General features: G+C 71.2%; 17 protein-coding genes and 1 tRNA gene. 12 read left to right on the forward strand and 6 right to left on the reverse strand.

The features are described from left to right. Position 1 precedes the first annotated feature (1 nt). A complete protein-coding gene (locus tag AB0I32_RS06640; RefSeq protein ID WP_020017306.1) occupies positions 2-718 on the reverse strand; it encodes a DUF3662 and FHA domain-containing protein in 717 nt (238 codons plus the stop codon). Positions 719-958: 240 nt separating this feature from the next. Here AB0I32_RS06640 and AB0I32_RS06645 point away from each other — a divergent pair. Next, positions 959-1,042, forward strand: a tRNA-Leu gene (locus tag AB0I32_RS06645). Positions 1,043-1,213: 171 nt separating this feature from the next. Here the strand turns inward: AB0I32_RS06645 and AB0I32_RS06650 are convergent. Both AB0I32_RS06650 and AB0I32_RS06655 read right to left on the reverse strand, forming a co-directional pair. Then, positions 1,214-3,940, reverse strand: a complete 2,727-nt coding sequence (locus AB0I32_RS06650; RefSeq protein ID WP_357504102.1) for a hypothetical protein — start codon at positions 3,938-3,940, stop codon at positions 1,214-1,216. 221 nt (positions 3,941-4,161) lie between these two features. Beyond that, complete coding sequence (locus AB0I32_RS06655; protein ID WP_357504104.1) at positions 4,162-5,412, reverse strand: anhydro-N-acetylmuramic acid kinase; 1,251 nt, start codon at positions 5,410-5,412, stop codon at positions 4,162-4,164. 72 nt (positions 5,413-5,484) lie between these two features. On the opposite strand from AB0I32_RS06655, the gene AB0I32_RS06660 reads away from it, so the two are divergent. Next, entirely contained in the window at positions 5,485-6,333 is an 849-nt protein-coding gene (locus AB0I32_RS06660) for a class I SAM-dependent methyltransferase (protein ID WP_357504107.1), read from the forward strand. Here the strand turns inward: AB0I32_RS06660 and AB0I32_RS06665 are convergent. Then, positions 6,311-7,144: an alpha/beta hydrolase gene (locus AB0I32_RS06665; protein WP_357504109.1), complete on the reverse strand. Its 834-nt coding sequence runs from the start codon at positions 7,142-7,144 to the stop codon at positions 6,311-6,313. The genes AB0I32_RS06660 and AB0I32_RS06665 overlap by 23 nt on opposite strands. A gap of 415 nt (positions 7,145-7,559) precedes the next feature. Here AB0I32_RS06665 and AB0I32_RS06670 point away from each other — a divergent pair, with 415 nt between their 5' ends. The 4 genes from AB0I32_RS06670 to AB0I32_RS06685 all read left to right on the forward strand — a co-directional run bounded on the left by AB0I32_RS06670 (position 7,560) and on the right by AB0I32_RS06685 (position 10,660). Further along, positions 7,560-8,051 (forward strand): low molecular weight protein-tyrosine-phosphatase, encoded by a 492-nt coding sequence (locus AB0I32_RS06670; protein ID WP_357504288.1) that lies wholly within the window; start codon positions 7,560-7,562, stop codon positions 8,049-8,051. A 62-nt stretch (positions 8,052-8,113) separates the two neighbouring features. Further along, the gene (locus AB0I32_RS06675; RefSeq protein WP_357504111.1) at positions 8,114-9,049 is read left to right on the forward strand and encodes an NAD(P)H-binding protein; all 936 of its coding nucleotides are present in this window, start codon (positions 8,114-8,116) and stop codon (positions 9,047-9,049) included. Next, positions 9,046-10,251, forward strand: a complete 1,206-nt coding sequence (locus tag AB0I32_RS06680; RefSeq protein ID WP_357504113.1) for an alpha/beta hydrolase — start codon at positions 9,046-9,048, stop codon at positions 10,249-10,251. The genes AB0I32_RS06675 and AB0I32_RS06680 overlap by 4 nt, the downstream gene beginning before the upstream one ends. 115 nt (positions 10,252-10,366) lie before the next feature. Continuing rightward, a complete protein-coding gene (locus AB0I32_RS06685) occupies positions 10,367-10,660 on the forward strand; it encodes a hypothetical protein (protein WP_357504115.1) in 294 nt (97 codons plus the stop codon). Positions 10,661-10,675: 15 nt separating this feature from the next. Here the strand turns inward: AB0I32_RS06685 and AB0I32_RS06690 are convergent, their stop codons facing one another. After that, positions 10,676-11,305, reverse strand: a complete 630-nt coding sequence (locus AB0I32_RS06690; protein ID WP_357504117.1) for a DUF1992 domain-containing protein — start codon at positions 11,303-11,305, stop codon at positions 10,676-10,678. Positions 11,306-11,429: 124 nt separating this feature from the next. Here AB0I32_RS06690 and AB0I32_RS06695 point away from each other — a divergent pair, with 124 nt between their 5' ends. Together AB0I32_RS06695 and AB0I32_RS06700 are read left to right on the forward strand one after the other, a co-directional pair. Beyond that, entirely contained in the window at positions 11,430-13,379 is a 1,950-nt protein-coding gene (locus AB0I32_RS06695; RefSeq protein ID WP_357504119.1) for a SigE family RNA polymerase sigma factor, read from the forward strand. 17 nt (positions 13,380-13,396) lie between these two features. Beyond that, entirely contained in the window at positions 13,397-14,566 is a 1,170-nt protein-coding gene (locus tag AB0I32_RS06700) for an aminotransferase class I/II-fold pyridoxal phosphate-dependent enzyme (RefSeq protein WP_357504121.1), read from the forward strand. Between the two features lie 26 nt (positions 14,567-14,592). Here the strand turns inward: AB0I32_RS06700 and AB0I32_RS06705 are convergent, their stop codons facing one another. After that, the gene (locus tag AB0I32_RS06705) at positions 14,593-15,057 is read right to left on the reverse strand and encodes a DUF6328 family protein (protein ID WP_357504123.1); all 465 of its coding nucleotides are present in this window, start codon (positions 15,055-15,057) and stop codon (positions 14,593-14,595) included. Between the two features lie 153 nt (positions 15,058-15,210). Here AB0I32_RS06705 and AB0I32_RS06710 point away from each other — a divergent pair, with 153 nt between their 5' ends. From AB0I32_RS06710 to AB0I32_RS06725, 4 genes are all read left to right on the forward strand, one after another. Continuing rightward, positions 15,211-16,773 carry a hypothetical protein gene (locus AB0I32_RS06710; RefSeq protein ID WP_357504125.1) on the forward strand — a complete coding sequence of 521 codons (1,563 nt, stop codon included), beginning with the start codon at positions 15,211-15,213 and terminating at the stop codon, positions 16,771-16,773. A gap of 200 nt (positions 16,774-16,973) precedes the next feature. Next, positions 16,974-17,744: a helix-turn-helix domain-containing protein gene (locus tag AB0I32_RS06715; protein WP_357504127.1), complete on the forward strand. Its 771-nt coding sequence runs from the start codon at positions 16,974-16,976 to the stop codon at positions 17,742-17,744. Continuing rightward, positions 17,701-20,397, forward strand: coding sequence for a PEP/pyruvate-binding domain-containing protein (locus AB0I32_RS06720; protein WP_357504129.1), 2,697 nt, complete (start codon positions 17,701-17,703; stop codon positions 20,395-20,397). Before AB0I32_RS06715 ends, AB0I32_RS06720 begins: the two co-directional genes overlap by 44 nt. Before the next feature lie 107 nt (positions 20,398-20,504). Next, complete coding sequence (locus AB0I32_RS06725) at positions 20,505-21,191, forward strand: PAS and ANTAR domain-containing protein (protein ID WP_357504131.1); 687 nt, start codon at positions 20,505-20,507, stop codon at positions 21,189-21,191. Positions 21,192-21,253: the final 62 nt, after the last annotated feature.

Here is a 21,253-nt window from a genome sequence, read left to right on the forward strand (position 1 = left end):
TTCACCAGTCCTCGTTGTCTGCACCGGAAGCACTGCCGGTCCAGAACATGATGCGGGTACGGCCGATGGTCATGGTGTTGCCATCGAGCAGGGTCGCCGCCGGGACCTGGTGGCCCTCGACGTACAGGCCGTTCGTCGAGCCCATGTCGGTCGCGACGACGCCGTCCGGCGTCACGCGGATCTCGAGGTGACGGCGGGAGACTCCCGGGTCGTCCACGACGATGTCCGCCTCGGCGTCACGCCCGATGACGGTCACCGGTCCGGTGAGCAGGTACCGCTGACCATCGATGTCGATCAGCGGGTGCCGGCCGGTAGGTGCGCCGGACGTCGCCGGGGCGACGCTTCCCTGCACGCTGCGCGACCGCACGGTGAAGCGGCCGGGTACCAGCTCGTACTGCTCGTCGAACGTCACGCTGACGGGGCCGACGAACGCATAGTGCTGCGTCGCGGCGTACGCCGTGATGTTCGACGCGAGCTCGTCGGCGAGGGTCTGTGCGCCCCACGCCTCGATCTGGGCGAAGTCGTCGGGTGCGAGCTCGATGGTGAACTCGTTCGGGGCAACGGTACGGTCACGTCCGACGACCGCGGCACGGTCGTCCAGCTCGCGACGAAGCCTGCTCGCCAGTTCGACGGGCTTCACCTCGCCACGTCCCACCTTGGCGAACGCGTTGTTCATCATGCGCTCCACGCTCTTCTCGAAGCGGTCCAGGGCGCCCATGCCACCTCCTTCCGGGTCTGCGCCGGGCAGACTACCTAGATCGTATAGACCGGTAGGTCCCCGCAGACTCCATTACTGTGGATGTCCTGCGGATCTTCTCCGATCTTCCCTTAGGCGGCGCGGTGAAGAGAGGCGTGGGCGGATCCGCACGCTACCGGACCTGCGGCAGGACGTGAACCACTTCACGGTTATTGGATTCGGAGACGACGTCCGTGCCGTGCTAGCCTCTCATCCATCAGCGCGCGAGTGGCGGAATAGGCAGACGCGCACGGTTCAGGTCCGTGTGCCCGAAAGGGCGTGGGGGTTCAACTCCCCCCTCGCGCACGTTGTTACGAAAGGCCCCGGCTCATCGAGTCGGGGCCTTCGTCATGTCCGGACCGGGCTGTTTCGGGCGTCCGACATGGGCACTTCTCCCCGGGCCGGTTCGTCATGAACGACCGAATCTCCCGCCCGGGGCGATCCGGACGGGAGATTCGTGGCGGTGACGCCCGCCGATCAGCGGATCGCGGCCGTCCGGTAGCTCGCCACCGACTTCGTCGTGTAACCGGCCCGGGAACCGACGACCGTGACCGTCAGGTGCTTGCCCCGTGCCCGCGACGGGATGACGAAGCGGTTGTCCCTCCGCGTCTCGAGGTACGCGCCGTCCGCTTTCCACACGTAGTTGACCGACGACGGTGCGGGCGACCACGTGCCACGGGTGACCGTCAGCGTCGAACCGACCCGCGTCGTCCCGGAGATCGTCGGGCGCGGGGCGGTGAACGTCCCCGGAGCGATGGCCGCCGTCTGACCGCTCGCCACCGACTTCGTCGTGTAGCCGGCTCGCGACCCGGTGACCGTGACCGTCAGCCGCTTGCCCAGTGCGGACGCCGGGACGACGAACGTGCTTGTCGTCCGGGTCGAGATCGTCGCCCCGTTCGCCTTCCACACGTACGTCACCGACGACGGCGTGGGGGCCCACGTCCCGCGGTTCACCGTCAACGTCTTGCCGACCTGCCGCACACCGCCGATGGTCGGCTGCGGAGCCGTGAAGGTCCCGGGTGCGATGGTGGCCGTGGGGCCGCTGGTAGCTGACGACTCGTAGTACTGCTTGAGGCCGGTGACCGTCGCCGTGATCCTCTTGCCCGCTGCTGACGCCGGGACGGTGAACGTGCTCGACGTCGCGCCCGTGACGGCCACGCCGTCGATCTTCCACACGTAGCGGTAGTTGGTGGGTGTGGGCGACCAGGTGCCTGGTACCGCGGTCAGCGTCGAGCCGACCTTCGCGGTTCCGGTGATCGTCGGCGTCGTCGTCGTGAAGACGCCGGGCTCGACGGTGACCGTCCGTTCCAGGCGCGACGCTCGGAAGCCTGAGCCGCCCTGGTACGCCACGGCCATCAGGTAGGTGCCCGGAATAAGTTCTGCCGAACTCCCGATCCAGAGCCGGCCGCGCCCGGCCGCGTCGAGCTGGGCACCAGAGCCGAAACGCAGGTTGTCAACCTCGAGGTAGGCGCTCCCGATCGGAACGGCACCGTTGGATGTCACGTCGGCCCAGACGACGTCAGGCATCTCTCCGTAGCGCCATGACGTCGGTAGGTCACTCTCGACCCGGGTCACCGCGGGTGCCAATACGACAACCTGACCGGTCCACGACGCCGAGTCGGCCTCGCCCCAGCCCTCGTATTCGAAGTGGGCCGTGTAAGTCCCCGGTCGGAGCCCGAGGGACCGCGCACATGTGGACGACGAACCCGGCGAGGAGGGCTCGATCACCTCGTAGACCTGGTCGGGATCGCCATCCACGCGGACGATGGCCTGCCCGTCTCTCGTCCACCAGAGAGGGGATCCGTCGTCAGTGGCAAGCGTGAAGCAGAGCGTGTTTGGAGCGCCCTGGTGCCAGGTCGTCGGGCCTGAGGTGACAAGCGCGACCGGGCTGGGTCCGATGAAGTCGAGCGGGGTCTCGACGACTGTCGTCACGTAGGGCGAGCCGGAAAACGTGACATCGGCCGTGTGGGTGCCGACCTGCTCGTGATGCCGGTTCCACAGCCTCAGCTCGGCAGTACCGGTCGAAGCGGGCTCGGGCGCGAGCACCTGTATCTGTCCGTCGGGGGCCTGCACATTCGTGCTCACCTGGCCAGGGGCAGCGGTTCCGTCCGAGAGCGTGGCAGTCACGTCGAGCCGGACGACATCCGTCACCCGTAACGGGCGATCGGCTGGGAGCGTTGGCTCCACGGTCACCTCGATCGGGACCGGATCGCCGACCATGATCGCCCAGTGGGAGTGGTACCCGTCGTCATCGCTGACCGCCGAAAACACTGCCCGGTCGGCCGGCACCTGCGGCGCATCGGCCGCCTGCCCGTCGAGGCCCCAGCTAAGGATCGAGCCGTCATCGAGCACGGCGGCTCCCTGCTCGTCATGCATGGCGGAAAGCGACACGATCGACCGGCCGGCAGGTGCGGCAGCTCGGTGTTCACCCGTCGACGAGACCACTTGCCCGTCGGCTGTAGCACCGAGGGCCTCGCCACGGCCCAGGTCCACGCCGATGAACGTCGTTCCGGCGGGCGGCTCGACGACCGTGGACCTGGAACCCTCAATCAGTTCCTCGCAGTACACGAGCGCGCCGTCGCTCCGCAGCGCAGCCCAGGTGTAGACGCTCGTCTCCGCAGACACCGCCGTGTAGCGCAGGCCGGAGCCCGGGTCGTGCAGTTCCGGGCACGTAGCAGCCGGCCCTTCGGTGGGGGCGAGCATCCCGTCGGAACGTACGGCGTAGGAGCCGGAGATGGCCGTGTACGTCATGCCCGCCGGCGGCGTCATCGCTGCCTGGCCAGACGTGGTCACGACGACGCCGTCGGATCTGAGAAGCCTTCCAGCCTCAGCGGACACCGCGGTGTACTCAGTTCCTGCAGGTGGCGCTGGGAGATTCGGACCATCCACCCGGTCCTGTCCGTAGGTGTCGACCAGTCCGTCGCTCCGAAGGACGAGGAGTGTGCTGTAGCTCGTCGACATCCCGACGGCCAGTACCCCGTCCGGCAGCGCGGCAGGGAAGTCCGGTGCTGCGTTGTACGCCTGCCGGGTATCACCCCATAGGACGAGCTGCCCACCGTGTGCGCTCGCCGTGCCCTCCTGGATAAAGGCCGGGTCGAGGAACTCGGTGGCCGCAGCGGCTACCGAGCTCGCCGGCGCGGTCTGGGCGGGCGCGGCACCGGCGGTCGTGGTGGCGAGCCCGAGCACCAGCCCGGAGGCCGCCACCGACGCACAAGCCCGTCGAGCCGAGGGAAGGAACCGCCGAAAGTCTGAGGTCGGCATCGGGCGCTCCAGCAGAAGAGGCGCATGGACCATGCGCGGAACGACAAGTCGAGTGACTCTATTCGGTCACCCGGCTGCGATATCGCCCAAATCGGGCGTCTCGCACTTCTTTCACCCGGCGTCGCGCAGTCATGTCCGGTGGTGTCGGCAGGTTCGAGGGCGGCTCAGGCCGGTCGGGAGATCTCCAGCCGCGTGGGCGGCCCGCCGACGACGGCCCGGCCCGGCGGGAAGCGCCCGTCCGCGCCCGGCGTCACCGAACCCAGCACGCTCGGCTGCCGCGCACCCGTAGCGCCGGGAAGCACGCCGGGCAGGCCGTGCCAGGTGTGCCAGCCCAGCACCGCGAACGCCAGCGCCTCCTTGGCCTGGCTCGGGACGCCCAGCTCGTCGGACGTCCGGACGGCGACGCCGGGCAGCTCCGCCCGGAGCGCGGCCATCAGAACCGGGTTGCGGGTGCCTCCGCCCGAGGCGACGACCTCGGTGGCGGTGTGCCGGACGGCGTCCGCCACGGTGCGGGCGGTGAGCGTGACGAGGGTGGCGAGCAGGTCCTCCGGCGTCGGCGGTGTGGGGCCGAGGCGAGCCAGCAGGTAGTCCAGGTGGAACAGCTCCTTGCCCGTCGACTTCGGCGCAGGGCGCGCGTAGTAGGGCTCGTCGAGCAGCCGCGCGAGGAGATCGGGAAGCACCTGTCCGCGGGCGGCGAGCGCGCCGTCGACGTCGAAGGAGAGGCGGCCGTTCGTGACGTGTCGTGTTGCGGCATCGAGCAGGGCGCAGGCCGGGCCGGTGTCGAAGGTGTGGGTCTCGACTGGCTCGACCGGCGGGGGAGTCGGGGACACCACCGTCACGTTGGCTATGCCGCCCAGGTTGAGCGCGACCGGGGAACCCGGGCGGCCCGCCAGCCACAGCGCATCGAACAAGCCGACAAGGGGAGCGCCCTGCCCGCCCGCTGCGACGTCGCGTGTACGGAGGCCCGAGACCACAGGCAGCCCGGTCGCCTCGGCGATCCAGGCGGCCTCGCCGATCTGCAGGGTGCCGAGCACGCCACCGTCGTCGTGCGTCCAATGGAAGACGGTCTGCCCGTGCGACACGACAAGGTCGGCACGACCGGCGCAGAGGTCGGCGACGGCGCGCGCTGCGACGTCGGCGAAGGCCTGCCCGATCCCTGTGTCCAGCCTGCACACGGTCTCCAGCGTGGTGCGGGCCGGCGGAAGCGCCGCCACGAGCTCGGCCCGGAGGGCCGGCGGGTAGGGCACCGAGAGGTGCCCGAGCGGCGTGACCACCAGCGTGTCGCCGGCGAGCCGGAGCTCGCACGCGGCGGCGTCCACCGCGTCGTGGGACGTGCCGGACATGAGCCCGACCACGCGCAGCGCGGCCGATGTATCCCCAGGTGAAAACTGGTTTTCAGGCAACGGCTCCACCATCAGATCGACTCCTCCGGTCGGGTTTACGCCAGTGTTAGCCCCTTGGTCCCACTTTGCGTCACAATCTCCACCATGCTTGACGTCTCGATCGCCCCAGCTCCGGCGCCGGACGCGCCGTTCGAGGACCACATCGAATGGGCGCGCAACGCCCCTGCGACTCCTTCGACCCCCGCGGCGCTGTTCACCGACGGGCTTGCAGACACCCCCGTCGGCGACCGTCTCACGATCGACGCACCGGAGTGGGACTACCCCGCCCTCGCTCGTGAGGTCGTGCTCAGGTCCCGGGGTGCCGCGCTCGACATCGGCACCGGCAACGGCGACTTCTTCGCGGGCCTCGGCCCGCTCCCGAGGGGTTCGGCCGCCACGGAGACCGGCCCGGCCTTCCTCACCGCCCGCCGCCGCCTGGAACCGCTCGGCGTCGACGTACGCCGCGCGGAGCCGTCCTGGAACGGCGACATGCTGCTGCCGTTCTTCGACGGCCAGTACAGCGTGGTGCTCAGCCGGTTCAGCACCATCGACCCCGACGAGGTAGGTCGCGTGCTGGAGCCCGGCGGTACGTTCCTCACCGAGCAGGTGGACACGCGCGACGGCATCGTCCTCAACCGGGCACTCGGCGTGCCGCTCGGCTGGGACCCGGACGCCGTCACCGTCGACGTGATCTCCGACGGGCTCGTCGCCTCCGGGCTGGAGATCGTCGAGGCCAAGGAGTACCCCGGCACCCGCACGTTCACCGACCTGTCCTCCGTGCTCTGGTACCTGCGGAGCGCGGCATGGCAGGTCCCGGACCTCGCGGGCCTCGGCCCTTCGGCCGTCGCGCGGCACGAGGCAGGACTGCGCGCGCTGCACATGCACTTCGCGACGGGCAACCAGCTCGTGGACGAGGCCCCGCGCATCCTGGTCACGGCGCGCCGGCCGTTCTGAGCAGGCTCGACACCGCCTCCGCCATCGCCTCCGGTGGCACGTCCGTCCCGTGCCCGGGCAGGGTGACCCGACGTGCCGCCGGCAGCACCGCCGCCAGCGACTCCGCGGCGCGCTTGACGGACGCGGCGCTCGCGGTGCCGTCGGCCACGAGGACCCGCTGGGTGATCTGGTGCCACCGGCCCATGAGGGCCCGGTGGCCCAGGGTGACGCCCGCGAGTATCCGGCCGTCGTAGGCGATGGTCGGGGCGATCGCCTCGAGGCCGGCCCATGAGGGTGACTCCCGCATGCGCGGCAGGAGTCCGCACGGCAGGCCGACCACGTCGAGGAACAGCTCGACGGCGCTGCCGGGGTCACCCACCTCGACGCAGATCTCGACCCCGGCGATCATCCGGGGATCGGTGGGCGGCTCGCCGCTCGCGATGTCGTACGTCGGCTCGTAGCAGAGCACGCTCGTGACGCCGGCCCCCAGGTCGGCGGCCGCGCGCAGTGCGAGGAACGCGCCGGTGGAGATGCCGAGCAGCGCGGCCGGGCCCGTGACCTCCAGCAGGGCGGCGATGTCGTCGATCTCCCGGTCCACGCTGTACGGGGGTGTGTCCCCGCTCCCGCCGCGCCCGCGGCGGTCATAGCGCAGCGTCGTCGCCCGGTCGCCCAGTGCGGACGCCACGGCGAGCGTGACGGGCAGGCGGTGGGCGAGCACACCGTCGACCACCACTATCGCGGGCGCCAGACCGGGGGTGGGTCCGGTCAGGTCGTACGCGATGCGGGTGCCGTCTGCCGACGTCGCGAAGGAGTCGACGGTGCTGGTCGTCATACAGGGCAGACGGATCGGCGCCCCAAAAGTCGTCGCTCCGACGGATGCTCGAGGCTATCGATCTCGCGCCGGATTTCGCCGCGAGGAAAAAACCTGGGCGGCCGCCGCCCCGAGGCGTAAGTTCGTGGGCACATGAGAAAAGGAGGTGATCCGAGCAGTGATTTCACATCGGACCCATGAGGTGGTCGCGCGCTAGTCGCGTGACGCGCAAGCGTTTCGCGCCGACGCCGGTCGGGTGGCTCAGCACGGGGCCTTCCTGATCTGCCAGGCGCAACGGGACAAGGTGGCGAATTTCTCGCGACCACCGGAGCCCGCGGGTGCCGTGCCCTCGTCCAGCACGGCTGACGCAAGTCACCCCGCGGGCTTTCCCACGCCTCCGGCCGGGGAGAATGCTCGCGTGACTGCCTACCGCGTGATGACTGTCTGCACGGGAAACATCTGCCGGTCCCCGATGGCCGAGATCGTGCTCCGTGATCGTTTCGAGGCCGCGGGCCTCGGTGACTCCGTGGTCGTCGACTCCTCCGGCGTGAGCGACGAGGAGCGCGGCAACCCGGTGGACCGGCGGGCCCGCGCGGTCCTGGCCGAGCACGGCTACCTCACCGGTGCCGGACACCACGCGCGCCAGGTGACCGCCGCCGACGTCGCATCGCGGGACCTGGTGCTCGCCATGACCACCCGGCATGCGCGCGACCTGCGGGATCTCGCCGGGCAGCGCGACCCCGTGATCCGGATGTACCGCTCGTTCGACCCGGCGGCCCACGGGCTCCCCGAGAACGAGCTCGACATCGCCGACCCCTGGTACGGCGGTCCGCACGACTTCGAGGTCTGTCTCGCCCAGATCGAGGCGGCCGCGGACGGCGTCGTCGACTTCGTCCGGGCGGAGCTCGGTGTGTCCTCCGGCGCGTGACCGGCGGACGTTTCACCCCACCACGCCCGGCCCGGTGACTGTCTGCCGATTACGGTGAGGAGATGACCTCCGCGTCGTCCGACCGGCTGGTGGTCCTTACCGGGGCCGACGGCCGCCTGGGTTCCAGGCTTGCCTTCCGCGTGGCAGCGGCGGGTGGGCGGCAGCGCCTGCTGGTCAGCGGCGAGGGTACGGCGCCCCACCTGCCCGACGGCGCCCCGTTGCCGGAGGCCGAGGTCGTCGCCGTGCCGCCCGACGTCGATTACAGGGCGCTGACCAGCGCGTTCGCCGGCGCCTACGCGGTCTTCCTGGTGCCTGGCAAGGAGCGTCCGTGGCGGGTCGGCAAGCACCGCGCGGCGATCGACGCGGCGGTGCTCGCCGGGGTGCGGCACGTGGTCTACGTGTCTTCCGTGGGCGCGGGGCCGGACGCCATCTCGTCGGCCGCCCGTGACGACTGGCTCACCGAGGAGTACCTGCGCGGCACGGACCTCAGGTGGACGATGCTGCGGATCGCCATGTTCCACCGCACTCTCACCCTCGCGGTCTACGACGAGTCGTACGGATCGACGCGGGACACGGTGCTCCGGGCGCCGGCGGGAGAGGGCCGGGTCGCCTCCGTGTCGCACGACGACGTGGCCGACGTCGCCACCGCGGTCCTTCTCGACGAGGACCGGAACCGCCACGCGGGCCGGATCTACCACGTGACGGGCCCTGAGGCGCTGCGCCTCGACGAGGTGGCCGCGGTGCTGTCGGGCGCCGCGGGCCGGGCGATCCGGTACGCGCCGCAGACCGTGGACCAGGCGCGTGCCCTGTTCTACCGGTCGACGGCCGGCGAGGTGGAGGACTGGATCTCGCAGTGCCAGGCGATCGAGGCGGGCGTCCTCGCGACGGTGAGCCTTGACGTCAGGCACCTGGCGGGGCGGGAGGCACGGTCGCTCGAGGCGTGGCTCGACGACTATCCGACGGAGTGGGCGCACCTGCGATTACCGTCGGTCAGATGACGAGCCTCTCCCTGGGTGTGGAAGACGGAACGACGCCCGAGCAGGCGTGGGAGCCGGACGTGCTGCCGGGCTTCGAACGCCTGACGTTGCCCCTGCAGCCTGACGAGGACGAGCCCGAGGTCGTGGCGACGCTGGTGCGTCGCATCCCGCCGGCGGCGTCGGAGTCATCGGGGGACGGGCACGGGGACGAGCACCGTCGGGGCATCCGCCGGGTGGGCGCCGACAACCCGCAGGTGGCGCGCCTCTGGGACGAGCTGTCCGAGCTGGGGCGGAGGCTCCACCTGGGCGGCGCGGGACGCACACACCCCGAAGCGCCCTCAGCGGCCGCCGACGAGCGACAGGCCGCCGTGCCCGACGCCGGCGTGGACGTGCTGTACGTGCACGGCTGGCTCGACTACTTCTTCCAGACCCATCTCGCGGACTTCTGGGAGTCGCTCGGGGTCCGGTTTCATGCCCTTGACCTGCGACGTTATGGGCGGAGCCTGCGCGAGGGCCAGACCCCCGGCTACGTGCGCAGCCTGACCACCTATGACGAGGACATCGAGGCCGCGCTCACCGCCATGGGGCACGGCCGGGACGCGGCGCCCGAGCGCAAGCTGGTACTCATGGGCCACTCCACCGGGGGCCTCACGGTCAGCCTGTGGACGGCGCACAACCAGGAGCGCGTGGCCGGGCTCGTGCTGAACTCGCCCTGGCTGGAGTTCCAGCCCCGCGAGGCGGTGCGCAAGATCATGGAGCCCGGCATCCGGGTGCAGTCCGCGCTCGTACCGCGCAGCCAGCTCGTCAACCTGGACCGCGGCCTGTACGCCCGCTCCATCTCCGCACGGTTCGACGGGGAGTGGGAGTACGACGTCGCCTGGCGTCCCGACGCCGGCTGGCGCGCCACCCCGGCCTGGCTCGCGGCGATCTTCCGCGGCCAGGACCAGGTGGCGCGTGGGCTCGGCATCGAGGTGCCGGTCCTGGTGCTGCTCAGCACGCGCAGCACCATCCCGACGCGGTGGAGCGAGGACATGAAGAGCACGGACTCGGTCCTGGACGTGGTGGGGATCGCCCGCCGGGTGCCCGACGTCGGCTCCCTCACCACCCTCGTCCGCATCGCCGGCGGCCTGCACGACGTGACCCTCTCCGCGGCGCCCGTACGTGACCAGGTCTGGCGCCAGACGCGGCGCTGGTTCCGCGGCTACGTGGCCACCCCGCACTGACGCCGAGGCCGCCTGTTCGTTCGGTTCCGGCCGCATCTGGCGAACCAGGAGCCATGGTGGGATCCTGGAGGACAGGTGCCCATACACCGCCGTCGGGCACGAGGGGCGATGCGCCATGACAACGCACCAGGAGACCCACCCCCGGGCTCGCCGGGGCGGGCCGTATCTCGTTCGCAGCGAGACCGCCGTCGGGATCGCTGCGCTGGTCCTCGGGATGCTCATCTCGCAGGGAGCTGCCGAGGGGGTGACGATCGTGGGCTGTCTCGCCATGGCCGCCGGAGCCCTGTTCGGCAGGTTCGGCGCTCGCCGGGGGCGCATGGCAGTGGCGGCAGGGCTGGGCTTCGTGGCCGGTTCCGTGCCCTACTGGCTGGTGACCGCGGTGGTCATCGTGACCGCGTACGGCTTCTGACCGGTAGCGGGTCGGTCACCAGAACCTCCACCACGGGCGACCCTCCGACGTCGTCGGATCGCGTCGCGAAGCCGGCGGTGGACCGGACGCGGCCGTCCGCCGCGCCATGCGCCGGTCCCGCCACCGCGCGACCTCCTCGTCCACGTCCCGGGTGGGCGTGACGACGGGCGGCCCGCCCTGGAGCTGACGCCGGGCGTCGATGACACGCGCGTTGAAGTCCGTGACGATCTCCCGGACCCGGGCCTCCATCGCCTCGAGGTCCAGCCTGCCGTCCAGCTCGGCGTCGTCCTTGCGCAGCTGGGCAGACGGCAGGACCCCCGTGATGTTCTCCCGCTCGATCAGGCCCTTGATCCACCAGTCGGGGTCGTGCGTCCCGGTCAGGCCGGGGATCGGCTTGCCCTGCAGAGGCAGGTTGTCGAACTCCCCGCGGCGCATCGCCTGGTCGACCACCGTGTCGACGTAGCGCGAGCGTTCCTCGACGGTCATGCTGCCGGGCGACTTCTTGGCCTCATCACGCTCGTCCGGGTCGGTGGTGCCGGGGGAGCCTGCCGGTTCCTCGGCACCACCGGCCTCCCGGTCCACGCGGTACTGCGCGACCCTGCGGAGCGGGTCGTTGTCTGCGTCATTGCGCGATCCCGGCGCCATGACAGCATGTTACAACTTTCACAAGCGGCCTGGAAGGGTCGTCACGGCGACTGCGGCATGATCGACAGGTGAGCCACCGGCCGAGCCGAGCAACCTTCGTATCCCCTCGCCCGTGGTGGGTGGCATGAAAGCGGAAACTGCCGAGCAGCCAGTCGTCGACCCGGAGCGTGCCCAGGTCCAGGTCACCGAGGACCGGGACGCGGAGTTCGTGGCCTTCGTGGGGGAGGCGGGCCCGTACCTGTACCGGACGGCGCACCTGCTCTGCGGCGACGCCCTCCAGGCGGAGGAGCTGGTCCAGGCCACCTTCGAGCGGACCTACCGCGCCTGGTCGAAGGCACGCACGGGAGAGCCTCGCGCGTACGCGCGCCGCATCCTGATGAACCTGCGGATCGACGGCTGGCGCAAGGAGCGACGGTCATCGGTGACCGGCGACGGAGTCGTCCCGCTCTCGCCGGCACCGGATCATGCGTCCGACGTCGCGGTGCGGGACGAGCTGGGCCGGGCCTTGCGCACGCTTCCCGCTCGCCAGCGTCGTGTCGTGGTGATGCGGCACCTGCTCGACCTGCCCGAGGTCCGGGTCGCCGACGAGCTCGGCATCTCGCTCGGAACGGTGAAGTCCACCAATGCGCGCGGCCTGGCGCGGATGCGGTCCCTCCTGACCGCATCCGCGATCGAGGCAGTGCCGGAGTTCCGTGCGGACGGTCAGCAGGTCCTTCGCCAGGCACAGGTGGCGGCCCGGCGCCGGAGGGCGGCCCAGGGTGCGGTCGCCGTCGCGAGCGTGCTCGTGGTGGTGCTCGGCCTGATGCTGGCCGGCCCGGTCCGTGTTCCCGGCGTCGGTCCGGTGGTGCTGCCGGGGAGTGACTGGCTGCGCACGGTGCTCGGTCTGGATCACCGGGGGCTGGCCGGCCTGTCGTCTGATCACGCGGACACGGCTGTCTGCACCCGTCCCGACGACGACGCGCCCACGACGCCGGGCGAGGCGACCTCTGTGGCGCTGGGCGACGTCACCGTCGTCGAGGTGATCGACCTCGCGGACGCGCACGCTGTCGAGTCCTGCGTCGACGTGATCGTCGACCACCGGCTGGTCCTGGGCACCCTCCAGGTCGACGCCGACGCCGGCACGCTGGGGCCCCACGAGAGCGTGCTGGACTGGTCCGACCAGGGGCTCTTGTTCGACGGCGACCGCTTCACGGGACCGTCCGTGCTGGTTGCGCAGATCCCGAGCAAAGGGTGGTGGGAGGTCACGCCGGTCGCTCGCACGGCACGGGTCGACGATCACTGGTCGTACGGGATCGGCCTCGTGCGGCAGGGAGATCGAGCGGCCTGGTTCGAGACGACGAACACCCAGATCTCCGGGACGTTGCCGTGGGCGCTGAGGATGCTGGACGCCGACGGCAGCGTGAAGACCGTCAGCGACTCGACGGTGCTGACCGTTGCCGAGGCCGGTCAGGTGGCGCTCGCGGACGACGTGATCGGGTGGACCACCGCGCTGAACGTCGCGACGCCCGTGTGCACCCGGACCCTGCACGTGGCGGGCCTCGCGGGATCCCTGACGACCCGGACGGACGTCCGGAGACGTGTGTGTGTTCTGGGCTCGTCACCGGACGGCGTTGTGCTTGCCTACCGGGAGGGCGAAGGAGGGCCGGGTATCGGGGCGGGCGACGGCGGCTCGACCGTGTTCGCACTGGTCTCGAGCCCGGACGACGCGGAGACGACGCTCCTGTCGGTGGGGACCCCGCAGCTCGGGTTCGAACCGGTGACCGCGGTCGGTTACGCCGACGGCCGGCTGGTGTTCGCCCGAGGCGACCTGCTCACCGTGGTGGACGTCGCTACACGCACCGCCGTCCAGCTGCGTGGCGCCTCAGCTGTCACCGCCGTCGACCTGTCCGGCGAGACCGTCGTGTGGTCCACGGTGGACGGCGCCGCCTACGCGCTCGTCAGCCGGGGCGGTGCGCCAAGCGTGTTCCAGCTCGCCCGCGAGCAGGGGACGGTGGGGGTCCACGGTGACCGCATCGTCTGGACCGCGTTCGACGACGGTGCCGCGACCATGACGTACGGCCGCGTGCGCTGGTGATGGGCGATGATGGCCGCATGAAGGTCTCTCACCGGTCTCACGTGCCCCCGTTCGCCGTCATGGAGGTGCTCGCCGCCGCGAACGCGCGGCGTGCCACCGGGGCCGACGTGCTCAACCTCTGCGCGGGGGAGCCGTCGACCGGCGCGTCCGACGTCGTACGCGACCGCGCCATCGCGATCCTCAAGGACGGCACACTCGGCTACACCGAGGCGATGGGCGTCCCGGCCCTGCGCGCTGAGATCGCCGGCCACTACAAGCGCTGGTACGACGTCGACCTCGACCCCGCGCGGATCGCCGTCACCACGGGTTCGAGCGGCGGGTTCGTGCTCGCGTTCCTCGCGTCGTTCGACGTCGGTGACCGGGTGGCCCTCGCCCGGCCCGGATACCCGGCCTACAAGAACATCCTCTCGGCACTGGGCTGCGAGGTCGTGGAGCTCGACTGCGGCCCAGAGACCCGCTACCAGCCCACGGTGTCGCAGCTCAACGAGGCCTACTACGGCGGGGGCCTCGACGGCGTCATGGTCGCATCGCCCGCGAACCCGACGGGCACGATGATCACGCCGGCCGAGCTGGCCGCGATCGCCGAGTGGTGCGCCGACCACGACGTGCGGCTGATCAGCGACGAGATCTACCACGGCATCGCCTACTCGGACGAGGTCGCGCAGGCGACGGCGGCGACGTTCGTCGGCCAGGGCGCGATCGTCGTGAACTCGTTCTCGAAGTACTGGGCCATGACCGGCTGGCGGCTCGGCTGGCTGGTGCTGCCCGACGAGCTGGTCGGTCCGGTCGACGCGCTCGCGGGCAACGTCGCGCTCTCACCGCCCGCGCTCGCGCAGCAGGCCGGTATCGCCGCGTTCACGCCCGAGGGGTACAAGGCCGCGGCGGAGAACGTGGCCCGGTACGCGGCGTCGCGCACCTTGCTCCTGGAGCGGCTGGGCGAGCTCGGCTGGCGACCCGTCGCACCGGCCGACGGCGCGTTCTACCTGTACGGCAACGTCGCCGAGTTCGGCCTCGACTCGGTCACCTACTGCGCGCGGCTCCTCGCCGAGGCCGACGTGGCGATCACGCCCGGCACCGACTTCGACGGCGTGCACGGGCACGAGTGGGTGCGGCTGTCGTTCGCATCGTCGCTCGACACCGTGACCCGGGCGGTGGACCGGATAGTCGCCTGGCACAAGACGCTCTGACCAGGTCCCCGGCGCCGCCGCGGGCGTCACTGGCGCCGGCGCAGCACCTCCGGCAGCACCACCCACACGATCGCCAGCACCACGAGCACGCTCGCGCCGACGACGATGCCCTCGGTCCGCCCGACGACGACGTCGAACACCAGCAGGCTCGCGCCGGTCATCACGAGGGCGAGCACGGCGAGCGCCACCCGGGTGAGACGGTCGGCCAGCGTGACGATGTGGCGCTTCATCTGCTGGCGGAACAGCGACCGGTGCACGCTGACCGGGGCCACGATGAGCGCCGTGGCGATCACCGAGGTCACGACCAGCGCCAGGTAGACCGTGCGCTGGTAGTCGTCGAGCTCGGCGAACGTCGGCTGGAACGGAAGGGTGAGCAGGAACCCCGTGAGGATCTGCACGCCGGTCTGCATCACGCGTAGTTCCTGGAGCAGCTCGTTCCAGTTCCGATCAGCTCGTTCGTTCGGTGTTTCCTTGCGTCCGTCGGCTTCCACGACCTCATTGTCGCAACTGTCGGGTACGTCTGAGGGGATGAAGAAATTTCACCCGCTCACATCACCGTCTCCCGTGGCCCTCAAGTTTCACCCGGGAGAACATGCGGCTGGGGCGGGACGCGTCCGCGTCCCCGGGATGAGGGGCGTGGACTGATGAGAACCAAGATGCGTGTGCCGCTGAGCATGGCGCTCGGCGCGGCACTGATGATGACCGGCGTCGCGGCATCGAGCGGGGCCGTGACACCTGACGGTGCGGCTTCCCCCGGACCTTCCGCAGGGCAGAGCCAGTCCATGACCATGCGGGTGGCCGACGTCGTCGTCACCGCCAAGATCTCCTTGCCGCCGGGTTCGGAGGTGCAGGGCTCCATCCTCGGGACCCTCAGCATCACGCACAACGGGACGTCCGCGGCGATGAGGTCGGGGCGCATGACGATGGTCGACCCGGACGGCCGGAGCCTCGTGGGCGCGCAGTTCGCCGCCACCAGCGCGGCGAACACCTGGACCTCCAGGGTGCCGCTGTCCGCGGACGCGAAGTCGGGCATCTATCAGGTCAGCGTGGCGGCGGAGATCGCTGTCACCACGTCCAGCGGCGTGGTCAACGTGCCGATCCGCACCGAGAACCCGGCTCTGGTGCCGTTCCGGGCCCAGCGGAACATTCCAGCGATCTGGACGTCCCCGTCGAGCGCGCCCGCCGGCTCCACGATCTCGGTCTCGGGCGCCGCGAACATGCGGAGCCTGGGAACCGGCGACTACCACCCGGCGACCGGTCAGGAGGTCAAGGTGTACTTCGACCCGACCGGCGACGCACCGGAGACCCTGCGGGCCACCCTCACCACCGACTCGCGGGGCTTCTTCACGACGCGCCAGAAGCCGGTCGGGTCCGGCAAGTGGCGGGCCGAGATGCCGATGACCGATGCGGGCGCGAAGACGGTGTGGACGATCACCTACTCGGAGCGGGAGCGCACCACGACGCTGCGCCAGGGTCAGGTCACCGCTACCCAGAACGGCCACACCGCGGGTGACCACCTGATGACGCACGACGTCGTCGTCGGCCTGGCCCCTGTGCAGCGGCGGGTCGACGTCGGCAGCCTCGGCTTCACCGTCGGCGGCAAGTCGGGCTTCGTCAGCGCCGACAGCCGTCGTGGTGAGGGCAGCTTCCCCAACGGGTACCGCGTCGAGCGCGAGATGACGCACGCCGGTGTCGGCACGAGCGCCGTGACGTTCGTCTTCAACCCGACCCTGCCTGCCGGCATCTACGACATCGGCATCCGGGACGCGATGAAGGCCTGTTCCGCACCGGACTGGGACGCGAACGACGCGGCCAGCGGCATCAGCAACTGCACGCACGACGTCCTGGTCCAGGACGACACCGTCACGACCATCGTGGTGAAGCGGGCGAGCACCACCACCCTCGCGGCCTCGGACACGTCGTTCACCGGACCGAAGACCATCACGCTCAGCGGTGAGGTGCGCAAGGTGCAGCTCGTGAGCGGCGGCGGCGCCGCGGACAAGCCGGCGCCCAACACGTCGGTGGGTCTGTACTTCGACCCGGCAGGATCGGCGGGGGCGACCCTCGTGAAGACCGTCGTCACCGGCGCGAACGGGACGTACTCGACGACGGCCCTGACGAGCACCTCTGGCACGTGGATCGCGAAGTACGCGGGCACCACCCTGCAGGCGTCGTCGCAGGCGACGGTGGCCGTCACGGTCAACTAGCCCGTCGAACGAAAGGGTCCGCCTCCACCAAGCCGTCCGGCATGCGTTCTCGCGAGAGAGCATGCGAAGGGCCTGGTGGAGGCGGACCTTTTGCTGTCGCTCCACGGTTGACCGGCTCCGGTACGCGAGGCTAGCCTCCAATCATGACCAGATAGACGAATCTGGTCACACATTCACGGAGGCAGCCCGAGGAGGCGAGAGTGACCACCGCAGCCGCCACCCGACGCCATGGGAGCACGCACCGCCGTACCGAGCGTGCGCAACGGATCCTGGAGGCCGCGAGGGACCTCGTCCTCCGCTGGGGCTACGACAAGACCACCATCGACGACGTCGCCCGGCGCGCCGGTGTCGCCAAGGGGACCATCTACCTGCACTGGAGCAGCCGCGAGGACCTGTTCGCCGCACTCCTGCGGTGGGACCGGGCGGAGATGGTCGACGCCGTACGTTCTGAGCTCCACGCCGACCCGGCGAGCGCGACCCTGCCGGGGTTGTTCGCTCATCTCGTGCGTCAGATCCACCGCCGTCCCCTGCTCCGGGCGGTTCTGGCGCAGGACTCCGAGGTGCTCGGCAAGCTCCTGCAGCGCAAGCAGAGCGGACGTGCCGCACCCCAGGCGATCGAGTCGTTCCGGACCTACCTCGCCACGCTCCGTGAGCACGGCATGGTGCGCGACGACCTCTCGGCAGAGGACCACCTGACCGTGCTCTCCACCATCCTGTGCGGCTCGCTCGCCTCCGCGCGGCTCCTGCCCCCGGGCCTGCGAGTGTCCGACGACCGGGAGGGCGAGCTGCTCGGCGATACCGTCGCGCGCGTCGTCGCGACAGGGCGGACGCCGTCGGACGCGGCGCTCGCGGCGGGGGCCACCGCTACCCGCGAGTACGTGGACCGGGTGCACGAGATCGCGCGGGCCAAGCTGCGGGAGTCGCTCGGTGGCGATCTCGCTCCCGACGAAGGGCGACCTCGTGCGCACTGATGTCCCGCAGCCGTTCGCGCTCGACCTGGCGGATCCCGCGGCCACCGACCTCGCGACGACCGGTGGCAAGGGCTCGTCCCTGGCACGCCTGGCCGCGGCCGGCCTGCCGGTTCCCGAAGGCTTCCACATCACCACCCACGCCTACCGTGCGGCGGTGGCGGGCGCCCCGCAGCGGGCGATCGTCGAGGCCGCGGCGCAGGTGGACCCTGACCGGCCCGAGACCCACGGGGCCGCAGCGGCCCGTGTCGCCGAGGTGTTCGCGGACCTTGCGATCCCGACGGAGGTGGCCGACGCCGTCCGTGCCGGGTACTCGAGCCTGCGCACCGCGGCCCTGAGCCGCCTGGGCGCGAGCGACCCGGCCGTCGCCGTGCGCTCCTCGGCGACCGCGGAGGACCTGCCGGGCATGTCGTTCGCGGGCCAGCAGGACACGTACCTCAACATCCGCGGCGAGGAGGCGCTGCTGCGCGCGGTCCGGGACTGCTGGGCCTCCCTGTGGACGGCGCGCGCCATCGGCTACCGCGCCAGGCACGGCATCCCCGCCGACGAGGTGAGCCTCGCGGTAGTGGTGCAGCAGATGGTCCTCGCCGACGCCGCGGGGATCCTGTTCACCGTCGACCCGATGACCGGCTCGCGCGACTGGGTGGTGATCAACGCGGCGTGGGGGCTGGGGGAGGCGGTCGTCGGCGGTCAGGTCAACCCTGACACCTTCCTGGTGGCCCGCGTGGGCGACGCCGTCCGGGCCACGGTGAGCACCAAGGAGGTGCGCACGGTGCGGACCGACGACGGGACCCGGAACGAGCCGGTTCCCGCCGAGCTGCGGCGTCGCCCGTCACTCACCGACGCGCAGGCCGCCCACCTCGCCGCGACCGGCGTCCGCATCGAGGAGCTGTACGAGGCCCCGGTGGACGTCGAGTGGGCGGTGAGCCACGGCCGGCCGTTCGTCCTCCAGGCGCGGCCCGTCACGGGCGCCGCGGGCAGACAGCCGCTCACAGAGGTGTGGAACGACAGCCTGCTCGGGGACTACCTGTGGACGAACGCGAACCTCGGCGAGGCGCTGCCGAGCGTGATGACACCGCTGACCTGGACCCTCGTGCAGATCTTCATGGACAACGCGATGGCGGACACCGGCCTCGGGTTCCCCGGGCACGGCAACATCGGTGGCCGGTTCTACATGAACCTCAGCGCCACCGAGACCGTCGCTCGCGCGCTCGGGATCCAGAAGACCGTCGACGCCGCACACCAGGAGGTCTTCGGGCGACCGCCCGGCCAGGTGGAGATCCCGGTGGTTCCCCTGGGCCGCAGGGAGCTGATGCGGCGGCTGCTACCCATGGTCGCGCGCAACGCCGGCTCGCTGGTGCGGGACGTCCGGGCGGTCGAGGGGTTCCTCCGCACGGCCGAGCAGCGGGGAATCCAGCTGCGGAACCGCACTGCCGCGGTGGACGACACCGGCCGCCTGGCGGCGTTCTGGCGCGCGGAGCTCTGCCCGCACCTGGTCGAGTCGTCGCGGGTGCTGCGCGGCGCGGGCCGGCGAGGCGGCACCGGCCTGCTCACGCTGCGCCGCGACCTGAGGCAGCTCGTCGGTGACGCGGACACCGAGCTCCTCGCGTCGGGCCTGTCCGCCGGCCCACAGGGGCTGGCCAGCATGGAGACGCTCGTCGGGCTGCGCAAGGTGGCGCTCGGGGAGCTCGACGAGGAGACGTACGTGGCTCGCTACGGGCACCGGTGCGCCGACGAGTTCGAGGTCTCGGTCCCCCGTCCCGCAGAGGACCCGGACTGGCTCGCCCGTCAGCTCGGCGCCGCGGCCGGGACCGACGTCGACGCGCTGCTCGCCAGGCAGGAGCGCGCTCGCGCGGAGGCGTGGGAACGGCTGGAGGCCCGCTCGCCGCGCACGGCGCGTGCCATCCGCGGAAAGCTCGACCGCTGGGCCCGCACCGCGCGGGACCGGGAGCGTGCCAGGTCCGAGGTGGTACGCACGTTCTGGGCGCTGCGGACCTTCGCGGTGCGCGCCGGCGAGCTCACCGGCCTCGGCGACGACGTCTTCTTCCTGACCATCGACGAGCTGCTCGGCGTGCTCGACCCCGCGGCAGGGCAGGGGACGCCGGGGGCCTCGGCAATCCGGGGACGCGTGACGGTCCGCCGGGCGACCTACGAGCAGTACCGCGGCCTGCCCGCGTATCCGGTGGTGATCCGGGGCCGGTTCGACCCGGTCCGGTGGGCGGCCGACCCGGCACGACGGACCGACGTGTTCGACGAGCACGGCCAGGAGGCCGCGCCCGACGACCAGGTCCGGGGCTTTCCCGGCGCCGCGGGCGTCGTCGAAGGGCTCGCCCGGGTGGTGCGCACGGTGGACGACGGCGACGCGCTGCGGCCCGGTGAGGTGCTGGTCACGTCGGTCACCAACGTCGGCTGGACGCCGCTCTTCCCGCGTGCGGCGGCCGTCGTGACCGACGTCGGAGCGCCCCTCTCGCACGCCGCGATCGTCGCGCGCGAGCTGGGCATCCCGGCCGTGGTCGGGTGCGGCAACGCGACCATGCGGCTGCGTACCGGTGACCGGCTCCGGGTGGACGGCGAACGCGGCACCGTCGAGGTCCTGGAACCCGGTCAGAACACCGGCTCGCCGCCTGTCACGCCGAGCACCGTCCCCGAGACGTAGGACGCGGTCACGGGCGACCAGGACGCGCTCGCCCGTGCGCTGAGGGGTCGCAGATCCCGTACCCTCGGAGCACCGGTTCTGCGTACCTGTGTTCTGGAAGGAGTGTCGTGACCTCCCCAACGACTCCCAGCGAGCCCCCGCTCGATGAGACGCTGGAGCAAGTACTCGCAGGGGGCGCCCGCCCGCCCGTCGGCCGGTACCGGTTGGAGCTGGCGACCGGCCAGTGGGCGTGGTCCGACGAGGTGTACGTGATGCACGGTTTCGAGCCTGGCCAGATCGTGCCGACGACGCCGCTCATGCTCTCCCACAAGCACCCTGACGACCGGGCGCGGGTCGACGGCCTGCTGCGCCGGGCCGCAGAGACCGGGCAGCCGTTCAGCTCGGTGCACCGCATCCGTGACGCCCATGGCAAGACCCGCACGCTGGCCGTCACGGGCCAGGGGCGGCGCGACCCCGCGACAGGCCGGGTGACCGAGCTGTTCGGGTACTTCATCGACGTCACCGAGTCGCACCGCGAGGCGGCGGCACGTGACGCGACGGCCTCCATCCAGGCCTCTGCCGAGCGACGGGCGGTCATCGAGCAGGCCAAGGGCGTGCTCATGGTGGTCTACGGCATCGACGAGGAGGCCGCGTTCGACCTGCTGCGGCAGGCCTCGAACCTGGCGAACATCCCGGTGCGGGACATCGCCTACTCGCTGGTGCACCTGTTCTCGGGGCCTGGGGTCACGGTGTTCCCGACCCGCGAGGCGATCGACGGGTTCCTCGAGAAACCGGTTCTGCCGGAGGATCTCTGACGCACGTCGGCCGGTGTGTCATGACCGCGGTGCGGTAGCGGCAGCCAGCTGGTTGGGCCCAA

Origin of the sequence: Promicromonospora sp. NPDC050249 (assembly GCF_040656015.1) — a bacterium.
Lineage (GTDB): Bacteria > Actinomycetota > Actinomycetes > Actinomycetales > Cellulomonadaceae > Promicromonospora.